We start from the raw sequence: 13867 nt of genomic DNA, 5'->3' as shown, positions 1-13867 counted from the left end.
GTGCAGAACATCTCCACGGCGGAGATCGGGTGGAACGAGATCGTGAATCGACCGTGGGTGAGCCTGGTGGAGGACAACATCAACATGTACGTGACGAGCGGGGTGGCGGGCGCGCCGATCCTGATTCACGACAATTACGTGCAGGGGGCGTACCAGTTGCGTCCGGAGGCGGAGGCGTGGTTTTCGGGTGGTGGGATTCTGGTGGGGGACGGGGTGGGGTCGCGGGCGGGGGAGAACGGGTGGGTGCGGGTGGTGGGGAACGTGGTGGTGAGCACGACGAATTACGGGGTGAGCGTGGTGGGTGGGGTGGGGAGTGAGGTGGTGGGGAACCGGGTGGTGAACAGTGGGCGCCTGCCGGACGGGCGGGTGGCGGCGTACGCGAACGTGGGGTTGGTGTTGTGGGATTACTACAAGGTGGGGGGTCGTGGGGTGGGGTGGTTCGGGGGGAATGTGGTGCGTGGGAACGTGGTGGCGTTTTCGCGGGTGGGGCGTGATGGTGGGGTGGTGAGCGTGCCGATGTTCGGGCATGGGTGCGCGGTGGGGGGGAATCGGTGTGAGGACAACCGTGACGCGGGGCCCGCCACCCTCGCCATGGAGGCCGAGGAGTACACCCGCTGGCGCGCCCGACTTCGCGCCGAAGGCGTGACGGTGGGTGTGGACGCGAGGTGAGGCGCACCCTGAAATGACGAGGCGCCCCCGGGTCAGGACCCGGGGGCGCCTCGCTTCGTCGGTCAGCCCTGCGCGGTCTGCCGCGCCTGCTCCTGCTCCTCGCGCAGCTTGCGCTGGTAGGGCTCGGTGAGCTGCAGGGTGCTGAGGCCGAGTTCGCGGCGGACGAGCTCCGCGTCGTTCGTGAGGCGGTACAGGCGCAGGCCCGCGTGGTGCCGCAGCGCCCGCCACGCGCGGTACTCGACGTTGGCGGCCTTGCACAGGCGGTAGAGGCGCGAGCGCAGCGAGTTGGGATGCTCGAACTCGAAGACCTGCTCGTCACTGCCGAACAGGTCGCCCACGCCGCGCGTGGCGGCGTAGGCGCGCAGGGCGCCCAGGACCTCGTCGCTGGTGTGGACGAGGCGGCCGTGGACGCGGAGCTCGCCGCGCGTGAGCTGCACGTGGCTCCAGCGGAGCGAGACGATGTCGCCCGTGGCGAGCCCGACCTGCGCGCCGAGCAGGACGAGCGCGCGGTCCTCGACGTTCGCGTGCGAGACGAGCCGCGCGACCTCCGCGTCGTCGTAGTAGTCCCGGCGTTCGCCGGGCACGAAGGAGGGACGCTCCAGGATGCTGAACGGGTCGAGGTTCGTGCCGACCGCGCCGAGGCGCCGCAGGACCTTGTAGAAGGTGCGGGCCTGCGAGAGGCGGGTGGTGATGGTGGTGGGCCGACCGTCGTGCTTGGTGTGCAGGTACGTGAGGTAGTCGCGGCCGAAGTTGTCGTCGGGCGCGGCGAGGTGCTGGCCGTTGTCGCGTGCCCAGCCGATGAAGTCCTTGAGGGCGCTGAGGTAGTTGCGCTTCGTCGCGGTGCCTTCACGTCCGGGGTAGTGCGGCGCGACGTGCGTCCAGATGGCGTCGAGGTCGTAGCGGCGCAGGGCGCCGCGCAGGGCGCGGGTGCGGTCGAGGTGACCGACGAGTCGCCCGCCGTTTCCCTTCAGGTCGTCCTGGATGGCCTTGAACGGATCACTGGACATACTGAGTTTTATAGTCCCTCCGGAGGTGAACGACAAGTCCCCCGGTGGGGGCACACCCACCGGGGGACTCCTCAGGTGCTCACTTCCGGCGGGTCGTGGTCTTGGCGGCCTTCGTGCGTCCGCGCGCGCTCGCCGCGCGGCTCTGGCCGAGGTTCTGGCCCTTCTTGAAGCTGGCGTCCATCTTGCGGCGCGTCTCCTCCGCGAGGGCCTTGAAGTCCAGTTCGCCCCGCTCGAACGCGTCGATGCTGGGCTTCACGCGGGCTGCGCGGCGGGCGTTGCCGAGGTCCTTGCGGATGCTCTCGAACCACTTCTCGAACTTGGGCGTCACCTCGAACACCATGTCCTTGGCGTCACGCGCGTACTTCTCCTCGCTGCCACGGCGGCTGTACTGCTTGGGCAGTTCGAAGCGCTCGGGAATGTACGCCGCGTCGAACTCGCCCTCACGGACGGCGTTGCGGAAGAGCTTCACGAAGGTGTCGCTGCGCTGGGGGTTGTCGAGTTCCCGGATCTGTTCACTGAGTTTGCGGTAAGGCATGAATTCACTCCCGTCTGACTTCGAGCTCGTGACGTCAACACCCGATCGCGGCGCCCGCAATGCCGAAAAGTCGGTTCGGTCATGGCCGCACGACGTGCTGATCACAGACACTCTGATTGTCATGCCGATTGTAAATGTCTTCAGGGTCAGTTGGCAAGCAACACATCCGGGATGACATCAAGAGAATCATCAGGATTGAGAGCTCGAGGACAGAACGCAACGCGGCTCGCGGCATTTCTGTCGACGACGTGACGCGACGTGTCCGTCACCTCCGCGTCCATACCCCTTCAAAAAGGAGCCGCGCGGGTCACGAGGAACCACGCGCGGTCTTCATTCCCGGGAGTCGTCGCATGACGCCCGGCCGTGAGGGAGCCTCAACGCTCCGGAGCGTCCTCCGGGGAAGGCGGCACGCGCCGCCCGTCCACGTACGTGTCGATGACCGTCTCGTTCGACGGGACGGTCATCGGACGGCCCTCCACGTCGTCCGTGGGCACCCACAGGTGCAGGAAGGCATGCCGGGCATGGACGCTGACGCGTTCGGCCAGCACGCCGAGCATGCCGGGACTGACGTCGGCAGGCCACCACAGGCGCGCGTGGTGCGGCACCTCCCCGAGGCGGGCGCGCAGATCCTGGCCGAACGCGGGCGACAGGGCGTCGCGCCACGTTTCATAGACGTCGAGGACGCCGCGCAGGTCCACACCTTCGAGGGGAACCTCGAGGACGTGCACTTCCCGGGGGGTCGTCCGCACGAATGCTTGGGTCACGTCCGGATCAGACCAGATGGGCTGTCACAGGGATCTGACAGGACTCATCTGGCGGGCACGTTCTCCCAGGCGCGCTCGTCGAGCCCGACGTCGAGCCGCAGGTACGCGCCGTGCCGCGTTGGGACGTCCCCGAGGCCGTCCTCGTACCCGAGCAGGTTGAACCCGAGCGTGGCGCGCACGCCCGGCAGCACGCGCGCGCCCGCCTCCAAGCCGAGGGCCACGCGGGTGTCCCCGAGCGTGGGCAGGGTCAGCACCCTCAGCGCGGCCCCGAGGCCGTAGGTGTCGGTTGCCCACCACGTCGCGCCCAGACCGAACTGCGCGGCGCGCGCCCCGGGGTCGGCGGGTCGCTCGCGCAGGGCGAGGTCGCCCCGCACGGCGAGCGCGGCCTCGTGGTACTCGGTGGAGGCGGCGGCGGTGACCTCCGGCTGCGGCGAGAAGCTGCCGAGGGCCGCGTGCAGGGACGCGAGGGCGTTCCAGCGTCCATCGCGGTACGCCGCGCCGAGCGAGAGGCGCGCGCCGCCCGACACGCCGACCTCCGCCACGCCGTCCGCGCCGAGCGTGAGGCGTTCGTCCACGCGCACGCTCACGCCGGCGCGCGTGACGAGCTTCAGGGCCCCGTCCCGGACGCTCACGTCCGCCCCGGTGGTCGCGACGTTTCCGGGCGAGGTGAAGCGGGCGCTCGCCCCGAGCGCGGCCAGTCCGCTCCCGCTGGTGACGTCGTGCGTGAGGCTGCCGCGCAGGCCGAGCGTCACGCCGTCCGCGACCTCGAGGGACGTCTCCGCCCCGAAGCGCGCCCGGTTGCCCGCCCCGGACGCGCCGGGCAGGTCGTACGCGGCGGAGAAGTTCGTGCCGCCCAACCGTCCCTCGACGTGAGCGGCGCGGCGGCGAACTCCACCGTGACGATCGACGGCGGCGGCGGCGGCGGCGGTGGCGGGAGCGTGCTGCTGCAGGTGAACGTCACGTCGAGCGTCGCGGGGCTCGTCGTGAGGGCGGACGGTGGGAAGGGCGGAGACAACCGACCCGCGACCGGGGGCGCGCACGGACCGGGCGGCGGCGGTGGGGGCGGGTTCGTCGTGACGACCGGCGCGGTCTCGGCGTCCTCGTCGGTCGCGGGTGGGTTGAACGGCACGACCGAGCGCAACGGCGCCCTGGACGCCTGGGGCGCGTCGCCGGGATCGGGCGGGACGATCAGCGTGACGTCGTCCCTGACGGTGAGCGGTACCCCGGCGGGGTTCTCGTGCACGTCCTCCACGCTGACCCTGCAGAAGACCGTGACGAACTTGACGCGCGGCGCGGCGGCGGTGACGTCGAACACGGCCCTGCCGGGGGACGTGCTGCGTTACGTGGTGACGTTCTCGGTGTCGGGCAGTCTGGACGTGACGGGCGCGACCTTCTCGGACCTGGTGAACCTGTCGTGGGTGACGCCGTCGGGTTCGGCGACGCTGCTGTGCCCGCTCAGGTCGGGTCAGTCGTCGCCGACGACGGCCGCGTTCGCGCCGTCGGGTGGGGTGTACGCGGTGGACGTGGTGGGTACGTGCGGGCCGCTGTCGCCGGGCATGAGCGGCTCGGTGCGGTTCGACGTCACGGTGCGCTGAGCGTCGCCTCGCCCCAGGCGACGATGTGGCCGACGACGGGACTGAAGTCCGCGCCGACGTCGGAGTGACGGTAGGTGGTGCGTGGCGGCATGGTGGAGCGGGTGGTGCGGACGATCAGGCCGAGACCTTCGAGGTCGTCGAGCCGCCGGGCGAGGGTGGTGGCGCTCGCGGCGCCGGTGGCGCGGTGCAGGTCGTTGAAGCCGAGTTCGCCCTGACGGAGTTCGCGCATGACGGCCATGGCGGTTCGCCGCTGGAGCGCCGTGAGGATGACGGTGGGGTCGTGGGCGGGGTGGGCGTCCGTGAAGCGGTCGATGGCGTCGAAGGCGCCGCGCAGGGCCGCGCCGCGCGGCGTGAGGCGGTAGGAGCCCGCCTCGTGCGTGACGACGTCGGCGGCGCGCAGTTCGCGGAGGCGGGCGTGGAGGGTGGTGGCGCTCGCGGCGCGGGTGGCGCGCTGCAGTTCGCCGAAGCGCAGGGGACCGTCGCGCAGGGCGTGGACGACGGCGAGCGCGTGACGCGGTTGGAGCAGCGCGATGGCGGCGCGGGCGCCGGGTCCGGGCCCCGGCTCACACTCCACTTGTTGGAGCGCTCCATGTTCTGGCATACTCAGATCGATCTCCACTCCATTTTCTGGAGTCTACCTCTCCCCGGGACCGAACGAAAGGAAGGAACGCCGCATGAACCTCGCGATACTCGGAGGCACCGGCCGCACCGGCCGACTTCTCGTGGACCTCGCCCTGCAGGACGGGCACGACGTCCGCGTCCTCGCCCGCGATCCCTCGAAGGTCCACCGCACGCACGAACGCCTCACCGTCGTGCAGGGCGACGCGCGCGACCCGCAGGCCATCGCGCGTCTCGTGGAGGGCGCCGACGCCGTGCTCAGCGCCCTCGGACCCGTACGCGGCGGCCCACGTGACGTCATGACGTCCGCCGCGCAGGCGCTCGTCTCGCAGCTCGCGACGGCCCCCAGGCGTCGCCTGATCACCCTCACGGGCGCGGGCGTCCCGCACGAGGGCGACCGTCCCGGCGCCGTCGACCGGATCTTCGGCATCCTGCTGCGTCTGCTGCAGCCCGACGTGCTGCGCGACTCGCAGGGGCACGTGGACCTCGTGCGCGGTAGCAACCTCGACTGGACGGTCGTGCGCGCCCCCAGGCTCACCGACGGCCCCGAGCGCCCCCTCAGGGTGGGCCTCGTCGGCGACATCAGCCCGCAGCTGACCCGCGCGAGCGCCGCTCGATTCATGCTCGATCAGGTGGCCTCCGATCGATACGTCCGTCAGGCTCCGGCCATCAGCAACTGAGATGACGACCGTGGAGAGGGGTCCCGTGTTCGTCGTCGGCGCCACCGGACAGGTGGGCGGCGAGATCGTCCGTCAGCTCGTGCGGGCGGGCGTCGGGGTCCGCGCGGGCGTCCGCGACCCCGACCGGGCCGCCCTTCCCGAGGGTGTGGAGGCCGTCCGGCTCGACCTGACCGATCCCGCCACCTACGGCGCTCTGGAAGGCGCGCGCCGCATGTTCCTGCTGTGGGCGCCCGGTACGGACGTTCGCCGTCACGTGCTGCCCCTCATCGACGAGGCGGCGCGGCGCGGCGTGCGTCAGGTGGTGTTCCTCTCCATCCTCGGCGCGGAGCGCGTCCGGATCGTGCCTCACCGGACGGTGGAGCGGCACCTGGAGGCCTCGGGCCTGGGGTGGGTGTTCCTGCGCGCGAGCTACTTCATGCAGAACTTCACGGGCGTGCACCGCGACGACGTGCGCCTGCGGGACGAGATCTACGTGCCCGCCGGGCGGGGCCGCACCAGCTTCGTGGACGTGCGCGACGTCGCGGCGGTGGCCGTGCGGGCGTTCGCGGAGGGCTTTGAGCGCCGCGCGTACGACCTGACGGGGGACGCGGCCCTCACGTACGGGGAGGTCGCCGACATCCTGAGCGTGACGCTCGGGCGGCGCGTGCGGTACGCGGATCCGGCGCCGCTGACCTTCGTGCGCGTGACGCGCTCGCGCGGAACGCCGCTCGCGTTCGCGCTGTTCATGCTGGCGGAGTACACCGTGGCGAGGCTGGGCCTCGCGGGCCGCGTGACGGGCACCGTGCGGGAGGTGCTGGGCCGTCCCGCCACGTCCTGGCGCGTCTTCGCGGAGGATCACCGCCAGGTGTGGCTGCGCGGGGACGGCTGAAGGCGGAAGGAAGGGCGCGCCCCCGGGCGCGCCCTTCCTTCCGGGAGAAGGTCTTACTCGGTGGCGCCGATGGCGGCCTTGAGGGGGCTGGCGACCTTGAAGCGCACCTTCTTGCCCGCGGGGATGGTGATGCGCTCGGTCGTGCCGGGGCGGACGCCCTGACGCTCGGCGGTGGCGGTGACGCTGAAGGTGCCGAGGCCGGGCATGCCGACGGTCTGGCCGCTGCGCAGCGCCTCGACGAGGATGTCGCCGAGGGTGTCGAAGGCGTGGGCGGCGTCCTTCTTGCTGAGGCCGCTGCGGCTGGCGAGCAGGTCGACCATCTGGGTCTTGCCGAGCTTGCTGCTCTCCGCCTTGGCGGCGGGCTTGCTCTCGGCCTTCGCGGCGGGCTTGGCGGCCTTGGCGGCGGGTTTCGCGGCGCTCTTCTTCGTAGCCATGCTGGATACCTCCTGGAGTGGGTTGTTGTGCTTCGCCTCACTTGTAGCACATCACGATGGCGTCTGGAAGGGCATTCTTGGGGGGTGTGCCGGAAAACGCCGTCCGGCACGCGTCCGACGGGCTCATACTTCCCGTACCTGGAAGTGCCCTTCTGGACGCTGTTTTTTGCGTGCAGGACTGTTTTTCTCGCTGTGGCACGGCGTCCGGAACCGGTCGTATTATGGGAGAAGTATTTACTTTTGATTAAGATTTGATAAACGCGAAGTCATTCCGAATCTGCTCTTCCGGCGACGTGGACGTCCGCGACAAGCACGTCTTCATGCCCGACTCGCCGTGCCTCACGCGCCACTGACTACACTTCGAGTCCCGGGACCCGGCAACCCACCGATGCCCCCGAAAGGAGACCACATGGCCCTCCACGCTCCTCACCACCGCCGCGCGGTTCGACTCCTCGTGACTGCCGCCCTGACCGCCGCCCTCCTCGGCGCCTGCGCGCAACCCCAGACCACCGGACAGGACCGATCCGACGTCACCCTCAGGTCGTGGAGTCGTGGGCCGAACGCCCCGGCACCCCGCTTCGAGGCCCAGGGCGCCGCCCTCGGCGACCGCCTCTACCTTCTCGGCGGGTTCGACCGCATGCCCACCACCGACTACCGTCCCCTCGCCACGACCCGCGCCGACGTCCTCGACCCCACGAGCGGGACGTGGAGCGCCCTGCCCGACCTGCCCGTCAAGCTCACGCACGCCGCCGTCACCACGGACCCCTCACGAGGCTGGATCGTCCTGGCGGGCGGCTTCGTCGGTGATCACCCCGGGCCGTCCACGGCGGACGTACTGGTTTACGACACCACCACGCGGACCTGGTCCGCGAACGTCCTGCCCGACCTGCCCGCCGCGGTCGGCGGCGGCGCCCTCGTGCGGCTGGACCGGCAGCTGCACTTCTTCGGCGGCGTTCCCCGCGCGAACGGCGAGTACGGTCAGGACTCCAGCGGCCACTGGACGCTCGATCTCGACGCGCCCGGGGAAGGCTGGCAGGCGCGCGCGCCCCTGCCCAACCCTCGCAACCACATGGCGGGCGTGGTGGTGGGAGGCCTGATCTACGCCGTGGGGGGGCAGCACAGGGGCAACGAGACGGACGGCAACCAGACGAGCGTCGACGTCTACGACCCCGCCACGGACACCTGGAAGGGGCGGGCGGACCTGCCGTTGCCCCTCAGTCACACGAGCGACTCCACGGTCGTGTGGGAGGGCCGCGTCCTTGTCGTCGGCGGTGTGACGAACGGGCAGAAGAAGGTCGGCGGCGTCCTCGCCTACGACCCGGCCGCGAACACCTGGGCGAGCGTCTCGACGTTGCCGGAGAGCGCGGTCCGGCAGTCGCCCATCGCCGACGTGGTGCAGGGCCGTCTGGTCGTCACGACCGGTTCCGACGACGCGGGCCCGACCGCCACCACCTGGACCGCGGCGCCCTGAGCGCCCTCGCGGGTCAGCTGCGCGCCGGGACCGTTCCCGGCGCGCGCGCCGAGCGCCAGTCGCCGTCCGGCACCCGAGTCGCGCCCGGTCCCGCGAGCCGCTCCTCACGCGCGTAGACGTACACCCAGGCCCGCTCGGACGTGCCGCCCTCCACGACCACGTCCACGAGGACGCGAGCGTACAGGGGCGGCGTCTCGTCGAGGCCTTCGAGCCGATCGAGCCGCGCGAGCGCCCCGGGCCACACGGCCTCGGCGAAGGTCAGCAGGACGCCGCGCACGACCTCGTCCGGTGTGCCGGGCGTGACGGCCGGATACCCCTCGGGGTCGAGGTGCCACAGCTCGAAGCCCGGCAGGCAAGCCGTCCGCGCGCCCGTGACCTCACCCGCGACGCCCGCGTTGTACTCGCCGGGCATCAGGGTGCCGTACACGAACACGGCGCGCGGCGAGGCGTCCGGGTCACCAGTCACGCATGACCTTCCCGGCCCGTCTGCCCGAGACCCGCACGTACGCTCGGGTGGTGTTGATGTCGGCGTGCCCGAGCACCTCCGCGACGGCGGCGAAGTCGCCGAGCGCCTCGTACAGCCGCGTGCCCGTGTGTTTGCGGAAGGCGTGACAGCCGCGCCAGTCGCTGCGCGGGCGTCCGCGCTCGTCGTACTCGCCCTCGCGGACGAACAGGGGCGCGAGCACCTTCGACGCGGCGGCGCGGGTCCGGAACGGCAGGACCTTCGTGGCGTCGGCGCCGCGCCGGAGGGGCAGCGCGCGGGTGGTGCGCAACGCCGCGACGAGCCGGTCGGAGAGGTACACCTCGCGTGACTTGCGGCCCTTGCCGCTCCGCACGATGAGGTAGGGATCGTCGTCGTCGAGGTGCACGTCGGTCCAGGCGAGGTCGAGCGCCTCCTGGATGCGCAGGCCGGTGTGGGTGAGGAGCAGCACGAGCGCGCGGGCGCGCAGCAGTTTCTCGCGTTCGCGTCCGCTCGCGCCGAGCAGGCGCTCTTCCAGGGTGCCGACGACGCGGCGGATGACGGCGGCGCTGTAGGGCGGGTTCTTGGTGAGGGGATGCTCGTGGTCCTTGGGGACGCGCACGCCGACGAAGGGCGCGCTCTCGGTGGCGCCCGCCCAGCGCAGGGCCTTGTACAGGGCGCTCGCGGCGGCGACGCGGCTCCTGACGGTGGCGATCTTACGGCCGTCCTGCAGGAGGCGCAGCACGTAGGCCTGCGCGTCGTCCTGGGTCAGGCGCAGGAGGCTGAGGGCGGCGCGGTCGGCATGCGCGGCGAACTGCGCGACGCCCGTGCGGTAGGCGCTGAAGGTGTGTGGGCTCGCGAGGATGCCGCTCGCGCCGTAGAGGCTCATGTAGCCCTCGGTGAGGGCCCACAGGGCGGCGGCGTCCTTGCTCGCGGCGGCCTCGACGGCGCGGCGTCTGCGTTCCTCGGGATGGAGGGCGAGGAGCTCGCGGGCGCGGCTTCCCCTGTCGGCGCGGTAGACGTCGAGGGTCATGACGGGTGTGGAGACGGGAGGCGGAGGAGCATGACTGCGAGTTTACATAAGATCATTTATGTTTGCTGTCTGATACCTTTCAGACGGCGTGCCGCCGAACGACGTAGATTCTCCGGTTCGCGCCGCGTGCCTGCCAGGTATCCTGATCGGTCTGCTCGAAGGCCAGGGGGCGTCCGGCGTCCATGGTGGCGCGCCGCATGGCGCTCTCGGGGTCACGCCGCAGGTCCACGAAGGTGGGCGCCTGGGTGCTGCTGTGGTGGGTGATGACGTACACGTCGAGGGTGGGGAACGTCATGTGTTCAGGGTAGTGGTGGGGAGACTTGTTTCACAAGTTTGCCATGGGTCGTCTGCTGTGGGCACGCAACGCCAGCTTCGACCTGTCTAGACAATTTTATAGATATAGAAAACAGGGCGACGGAGGAGCAGCAGGCTCCTCGCCGTCCGCGGCGACACGCTCGGGATGACCCTGGAGAACAGGAAGCCGAACACCCCCGAACTCCTCGCCTTCGCAGCGGCGCGAGCGGGAAGACGGGCACCGACGGTCGGGGCTCCACGAGGGACGAATGGACCAGGGAACCGGGGAGCGAAGACAACACGACAATCTATAAAAATAACGTTACAGCACCGGCTTCATCGAACGACATCATTGAACGACTTCATCCCCTACCCGGTACAACCAGAGCTTGCGTTGACGTCGATCGCGCTCCACCTGAGCGCGAAACTCCTCGTCCTCCGCCATGCGCGTCTCCGTCCGGGCCAGCGACGCCTGCGTCTGAGACGCGTGCGCCCGAACGGCCGCCATCGTCACGTCGAGCACCTCCGAGACGTCCACGACCACGTCCGGATCTCCCAGTTCACGCAAATCCTCCTCACGTCCGAAAGCCACGCATGCCACCACAGGACGTGCCTCCGACGGCAGACGTCGCACTGCACGCACCACCGCGTCCGCCATCGCCTCGTGATCCGGATGCACCGCGTATCCCGGGTAGTACGTCAGCACGCGCGTCGGCTCCAGTTCCAGCAGGGCGGCGTGCACGATATCGGCGAGCGCCTCGGGATCCTCGAACTCCAGCGTCTTGTCACGCAGGCCCAGAAGACGCAGGTCCGAGATCCCCAGAACGGCGCAGGCCTCACGCAACTCCCGCTCACGGATGGTGGGCAGCGACTCGCGGGTCGCGAACACCGGCCGGCCCATGTTCCGTCCCGCCTCCCCCAGCGTCCCGCACAGGTACGTCACTGGCACCCCGCGCCGCGCGTAGAGCGCGATGACCCCGCCGAAGGCGAGCGTCTCGTCGTCGGGATGCGGCAGCACCACCAGCACGTGCCGCTCGGGCGGCAGACCGCTCGGCAGGCTCATGACGGGAAAGGCCTCTCGCTGAGCTCCAGCGCCACGCCGAGCCCCCCATCGGCGTCGTGGCCCGCGAGCAGCAGACGCCCCAGGCCGTCCACCTCCCAGTCGGTCAGCCCCTCGGCATACACCCAGCCGAGCTCCAGCTTGAGGCCCACCCGGTACGGCCCGGAACCGGTGATCAGGCCCCTCTCGTAGCTCACGAGGCCGTTGCGGACGTACGCGCCGACCGGCGTCGCCTTCCCGTCCCGCAGACGCGCGTAAGCGCCCGCGTTCGTCTCCAGATGCAGGTACATCGGGCGACCGCGGCGGACGTCGAGTTCCCGCTGGACCGCCTCACGTTCAATTGCGCGCAACTCGTGCTCCTCGCCTCATGCCGAGGGTCATCTTACCCGCCGATCCACGCTCGCGTCACGCGGACGCCGACGGGCGACCATGCCATCCTGAAGCGATGAGTGAAAGCTACTGCCGCGCCGTTCGCGAGGGGCGACTGCCCGACGTGCACCGCGCCTACCACGACGAGCAGTACGGATTCCCCCTGCGCGAGGATCACGAGCTGTTCGAGCGGCTGGTGCTGGAGATCAATCAGGCCGGGCTGTCATGGACCACGATCCTGCGCAAGCAGGAGGCGTTTCGAGCGGCCTACGCGGACTTCCGTCCGGCGTGCGTCGCGGCATTCGGCGAAGCGGACGAAGCCCGACTCCTGACCGACGTCGGCATCATCCGCAATCGTCTCAAGATCCGCGCCGCGGTCGAGAACGCACGCCGGATCCTTGTCCTGATCGGGCGGCACGGGAGCTTCGCGGCCTGGCTCGACCACCATCACCCTCAGGACCCGGACAGCTGGGTACGCCTGATGCGACGCACCTTCGTGTTCATGGGCCCGGAGATCGTCCGGGAGTTTCTCGTCAGCACGGGTTACCTTCCGGGCGCCCACGAGCACGACTGCCCGGCGCAGGCGCGAATCGTGGACCTTCAGCCCGCCTGGACGAAGGCCGCCAGCGCCGAGCGAAGCCCGTGAGGGCCACCAGAATGGCCCTGAAGGGCCGAGGGGCGCCGCGACGCACTCCTGGGACCCGTCGACCTCCGCAGGGCCCTTCCTGGCGTTTCTGACGCGAAGGAGTCGGTCAGCGGCTCGCGACGGTCCCGACCGTGATCCGCGCCTCCCGAGCGCGCCGTTCCCACTGCGCGATGGCGTCCCGGATCGTTTCCTCGTCCACCGTGTCCTTGCCCTCACCGATGAACGTGTTGTTCATCGCCGTGCCGGCCCCGTTGTGAAGGTCCGCGCGTCGATTGTTCAGCTCGGGCCTCGGAGGTCCCCAGGACACGATGTTGTCGCTCGCGACGACCGTTCTGGGGTCCTGTTTCGCGGTGCGGCAGTAGTCGCGCAGGTAGATGCCGGCGTCCGGTTCCGCGTCGAGGCGGCGGCCATCGGACATGACGCCACGCGCGAGGATGACGTTTCCCACGATCCGCTGGTCATTCCCTCCAGCCACGGCGATGCCGTAGTTGCTCGTCTCGATCACGGTATTGCCGACCGCCTCACTGTAGCCGGAGGCGCCGCAGGCGTCGCCGAGCACAATCCCGCCTCCACTGAACGAACTGCCCAGCGGCCAGCCGTACGCGCCGATGATCAGGTTGTTGTTCACCCGAATGGGCGAGCCGGGCAGTCCGCTGGAGTTGTACAGGTTGATGTTGTCCTCGACGCGGCTCTCACCGGGCTGGTTCTCGACGCGATTCCACTCGATCGAGGCGTCCCGTATGCCCTGGACCCGATCGAGCTGGACGAACGCCACGGGGTAGAACGCGGTCTGCCAGCCGCCCTTGCCGTCGCTGTAGCGGCCCTCGATGTTTCTCGCGGTGTTGTAGCGGACGGTGATGGTCTGTCCGGCGTCCGCGCGTCCCGTCCAGGTATTGACGAGAATGCCCGAGGTCCGCTCCGTGTGACTGCGCTCGACGACAAGAGCGCGAACGCGGTAGCCCGCGAAGAACCGTCCTGGATAGCGGCCCGCCTCCTCCGGATGAATGCCGACACCGGTCACGTTGCGCACGACGACGTCCGCGTCCCCGGCGGTCGCGTTGATCAGATCGCCCACCGCGCGAATGGTGGCGTCCTGAATGACGACGCGTTCGGTCGTGCGGATCACCACGGCCGGTTCACGAGGATTGAAGCTTTCCCACTGGCCGCGGTACACCCCGCCCTGGGTGATGACGATCGGTCCCGTGAAGCCGGGCGTATGCGGTCGAGTGGCATAGTTCGGCGCACAGGCCGTGAGGGCCGCGAGGACCGAGAGGCCGAGAACACGCAGGATGAGTCGGACGTCGTGGGTGTTGCAGGATGTTCTCGGGTCTCGTCGCATGTCGCCTCTCGTGCAGAATCGAACT

18 protein-coding genes and 1 pseudogene are annotated in these 13867 nt (G+C 70.1%); 7 read left to right on the top strand and 12 right to left on the bottom strand.

What is annotated here, in order from left to right:
* Positions 1-669 (top strand): annotated as a pseudogene (locus DEIPI_RS40690) (NPCBM/NEW2 domain-containing protein); the annotation flags it as partial.
* A gap of 62 nt (positions 670-731) precedes the next feature.
* Here DEIPI_RS40690 and DEIPI_RS0126215 read toward each other — a convergent pair.
* From DEIPI_RS0126215 to DEIPI_RS0126200, 4 genes are all read right to left on the bottom strand, one after another.
* Complete coding sequence (locus tag DEIPI_RS0126215; RefSeq protein WP_027483742.1) at positions 732-1676, bottom strand: tyrosine-type recombinase/integrase; 945 nt, start codon at positions 1674-1676, stop codon at positions 732-734.
* Between the two features lie 79 nt (positions 1677-1755).
* A complete protein-coding gene (locus tag DEIPI_RS0126210) occupies positions 1756-2211 on the bottom strand; it encodes a hypothetical protein (RefSeq protein ID WP_027483741.1) in 456 nt (151 codons plus the stop codon).
* Positions 2212-2585: 374 nt separating this feature from the next.
* A complete protein-coding gene (locus DEIPI_RS0126205; RefSeq protein ID WP_157464127.1) occupies positions 2586-2975 on the bottom strand; it encodes a hypothetical protein in 390 nt (129 codons plus the stop codon).
* 44 nt (positions 2976-3019) lie between these two features.
* Complete coding sequence (locus DEIPI_RS0126200) at positions 3020-3832, bottom strand: hypothetical protein (protein ID WP_027483739.1); 813 nt, start codon at positions 3830-3832, stop codon at positions 3020-3022.
* Positions 3833-3844: 12 nt separating this feature from the next.
* Between DEIPI_RS0126200 and DEIPI_RS0126195 the strand changes: the two genes are divergently transcribed.
* The gene (locus DEIPI_RS0126195; protein ID WP_027483738.1) at positions 3845-4570 is read left to right on the top strand and encodes a hypothetical protein; all 726 of its coding nucleotides are present in this window, start codon (positions 3845-3847) and stop codon (positions 4568-4570) included.
* On the opposite strand, the gene DEIPI_RS36275 is transcribed toward DEIPI_RS0126195, so the two are convergent.
* Positions 4557-5171: a winged helix-turn-helix transcriptional regulator gene (locus DEIPI_RS36275; RefSeq protein WP_084475027.1), complete on the bottom strand. Its 615-nt coding sequence runs from the start codon at positions 5169-5171 to the stop codon at positions 4557-4559. The two genes, DEIPI_RS0126195 and DEIPI_RS36275, sit on opposite strands and share 14 nt — an antisense overlap.
* 73 nt (positions 5172-5244) lie before the next feature.
* On the opposite strand from DEIPI_RS36275, the gene DEIPI_RS0126185 reads away from it, so the two are divergent.
* Entirely contained in the window at positions 5245-5868 is a 624-nt protein-coding gene (locus tag DEIPI_RS0126185; protein ID WP_027483737.1) for an NAD(P)-dependent oxidoreductase, read from the top strand.
* Positions 5869-5878: 10 nt separating this feature from the next.
* Complete coding sequence (locus DEIPI_RS0126180) at positions 5879-6736, top strand: NAD(P)H-binding protein (protein WP_211238364.1); 858 nt, start codon at positions 5879-5881, stop codon at positions 6734-6736.
* Positions 6737-6789: 53 nt separating this feature from the next.
* Here DEIPI_RS0126180 and DEIPI_RS34840 read toward each other — a convergent pair whose 3' ends face one another.
* Entirely contained in the window at positions 6790-7170 is a 381-nt protein-coding gene (locus tag DEIPI_RS34840) for an HU family DNA-binding protein (protein ID WP_045235240.1), read from the bottom strand.
* Between the two features lie 409 nt (positions 7171-7579).
* Between DEIPI_RS34840 and DEIPI_RS0126170 the strand changes: the two genes are divergently transcribed.
* The gene (locus DEIPI_RS0126170; protein WP_027483735.1) at positions 7580-8641 is read left to right on the top strand and encodes a Kelch repeat-containing protein; all 1062 of its coding nucleotides are present in this window, start codon (positions 7580-7582) and stop codon (positions 8639-8641) included.
* Between the two features lie 13 nt (positions 8642-8654).
* Here the strand turns inward: DEIPI_RS0126170 and DEIPI_RS0126165 are convergent, their stop codons facing one another.
* The 3 genes from DEIPI_RS0126165 to DEIPI_RS0126155 all read right to left on the bottom strand — a co-directional run bounded on the left by DEIPI_RS0126165 (position 8655) and on the right by DEIPI_RS0126155 (position 10429).
* Positions 8655-9107 carry a gamma-glutamylcyclotransferase family protein gene (locus tag DEIPI_RS0126165; protein ID WP_027483734.1) on the bottom strand — a complete coding sequence of 151 codons (453 nt, stop codon included), beginning with the start codon at positions 9105-9107 and terminating at the stop codon, positions 8655-8657.
* Positions 9097-10134 carry a tyrosine-type recombinase/integrase gene (locus DEIPI_RS34835; protein WP_045235239.1) on the bottom strand — a complete coding sequence of 346 codons (1038 nt, stop codon included), beginning with the start codon at positions 10132-10134 and terminating at the stop codon, positions 9097-9099. The genes DEIPI_RS0126165 and DEIPI_RS34835 overlap by 11 nt, the downstream gene beginning before the upstream one ends.
* A 79-nt stretch (positions 10135-10213) precedes the next feature.
* Complete coding sequence (locus DEIPI_RS0126155; protein ID WP_027483733.1) at positions 10214-10429, bottom strand: hypothetical protein; 216 nt, start codon at positions 10427-10429, stop codon at positions 10214-10216.
* A gap of 25 nt (positions 10430-10454) precedes the next feature.
* Between DEIPI_RS0126155 and DEIPI_RS40685 the strand changes: the two genes are divergently transcribed.
* Complete coding sequence (locus tag DEIPI_RS40685; protein ID WP_169737226.1) at positions 10455-10598, top strand: hypothetical protein; 144 nt, start codon at positions 10455-10457, stop codon at positions 10596-10598.
* Between the two features lie 179 nt (positions 10599-10777).
* Here the strand turns inward: DEIPI_RS40685 and bshB2 are convergent, their stop codons facing one another.
* Both bshB2 and DEIPI_RS0126140 read right to left on the bottom strand, forming a co-directional pair.
* Positions 10778-11491, bottom strand: coding sequence for a bacillithiol biosynthesis deacetylase BshB2 (gene bshB2 / locus DEIPI_RS0126145; protein WP_027483732.1), 714 nt, complete (start codon positions 11489-11491; stop codon positions 10778-10780).
* Entirely contained in the window at positions 11488-11838 is a 351-nt protein-coding gene (locus tag DEIPI_RS0126140; RefSeq protein WP_027483731.1) for a YojF family protein, read from the bottom strand. The genes bshB2 and DEIPI_RS0126140 overlap by 4 nt, the downstream gene beginning before the upstream one ends.
* Positions 11839-11933: 95 nt before the next feature.
* On the opposite strand from DEIPI_RS0126140, the gene DEIPI_RS0126135 reads away from it, so the two are divergent.
* Positions 11934-12503 carry a DNA-3-methyladenine glycosylase I gene (locus DEIPI_RS0126135; RefSeq protein WP_045235238.1) on the top strand — a complete coding sequence of 190 codons (570 nt, stop codon included), beginning with the start codon at positions 11934-11936 and terminating at the stop codon, positions 12501-12503.
* Positions 12504-12609: 106 nt separating this feature from the next.
* Here DEIPI_RS0126135 and DEIPI_RS34830 read toward each other — a convergent pair whose 3' ends face one another.
* On the bottom strand, positions 12610-13842 hold the full coding sequence (locus DEIPI_RS34830; protein WP_157464125.1) for a hypothetical protein: 1233 nt from the start codon (positions 13840-13842) through the stop codon (positions 12610-12612).
* Positions 13843-13867: the final 25 nt, after the last annotated feature.

The organism is Deinococcus pimensis DSM 21231 (assembly GCF_000519345.1).
In the GTDB taxonomy this organism is placed as follows: domain Bacteria; phylum Deinococcota; class Deinococci; order Deinococcales; family Deinococcaceae; genus Deinococcus_A; species Deinococcus_A pimensis.
This window is presented reverse-complemented; position numbering and strand designations above follow the sequence as displayed.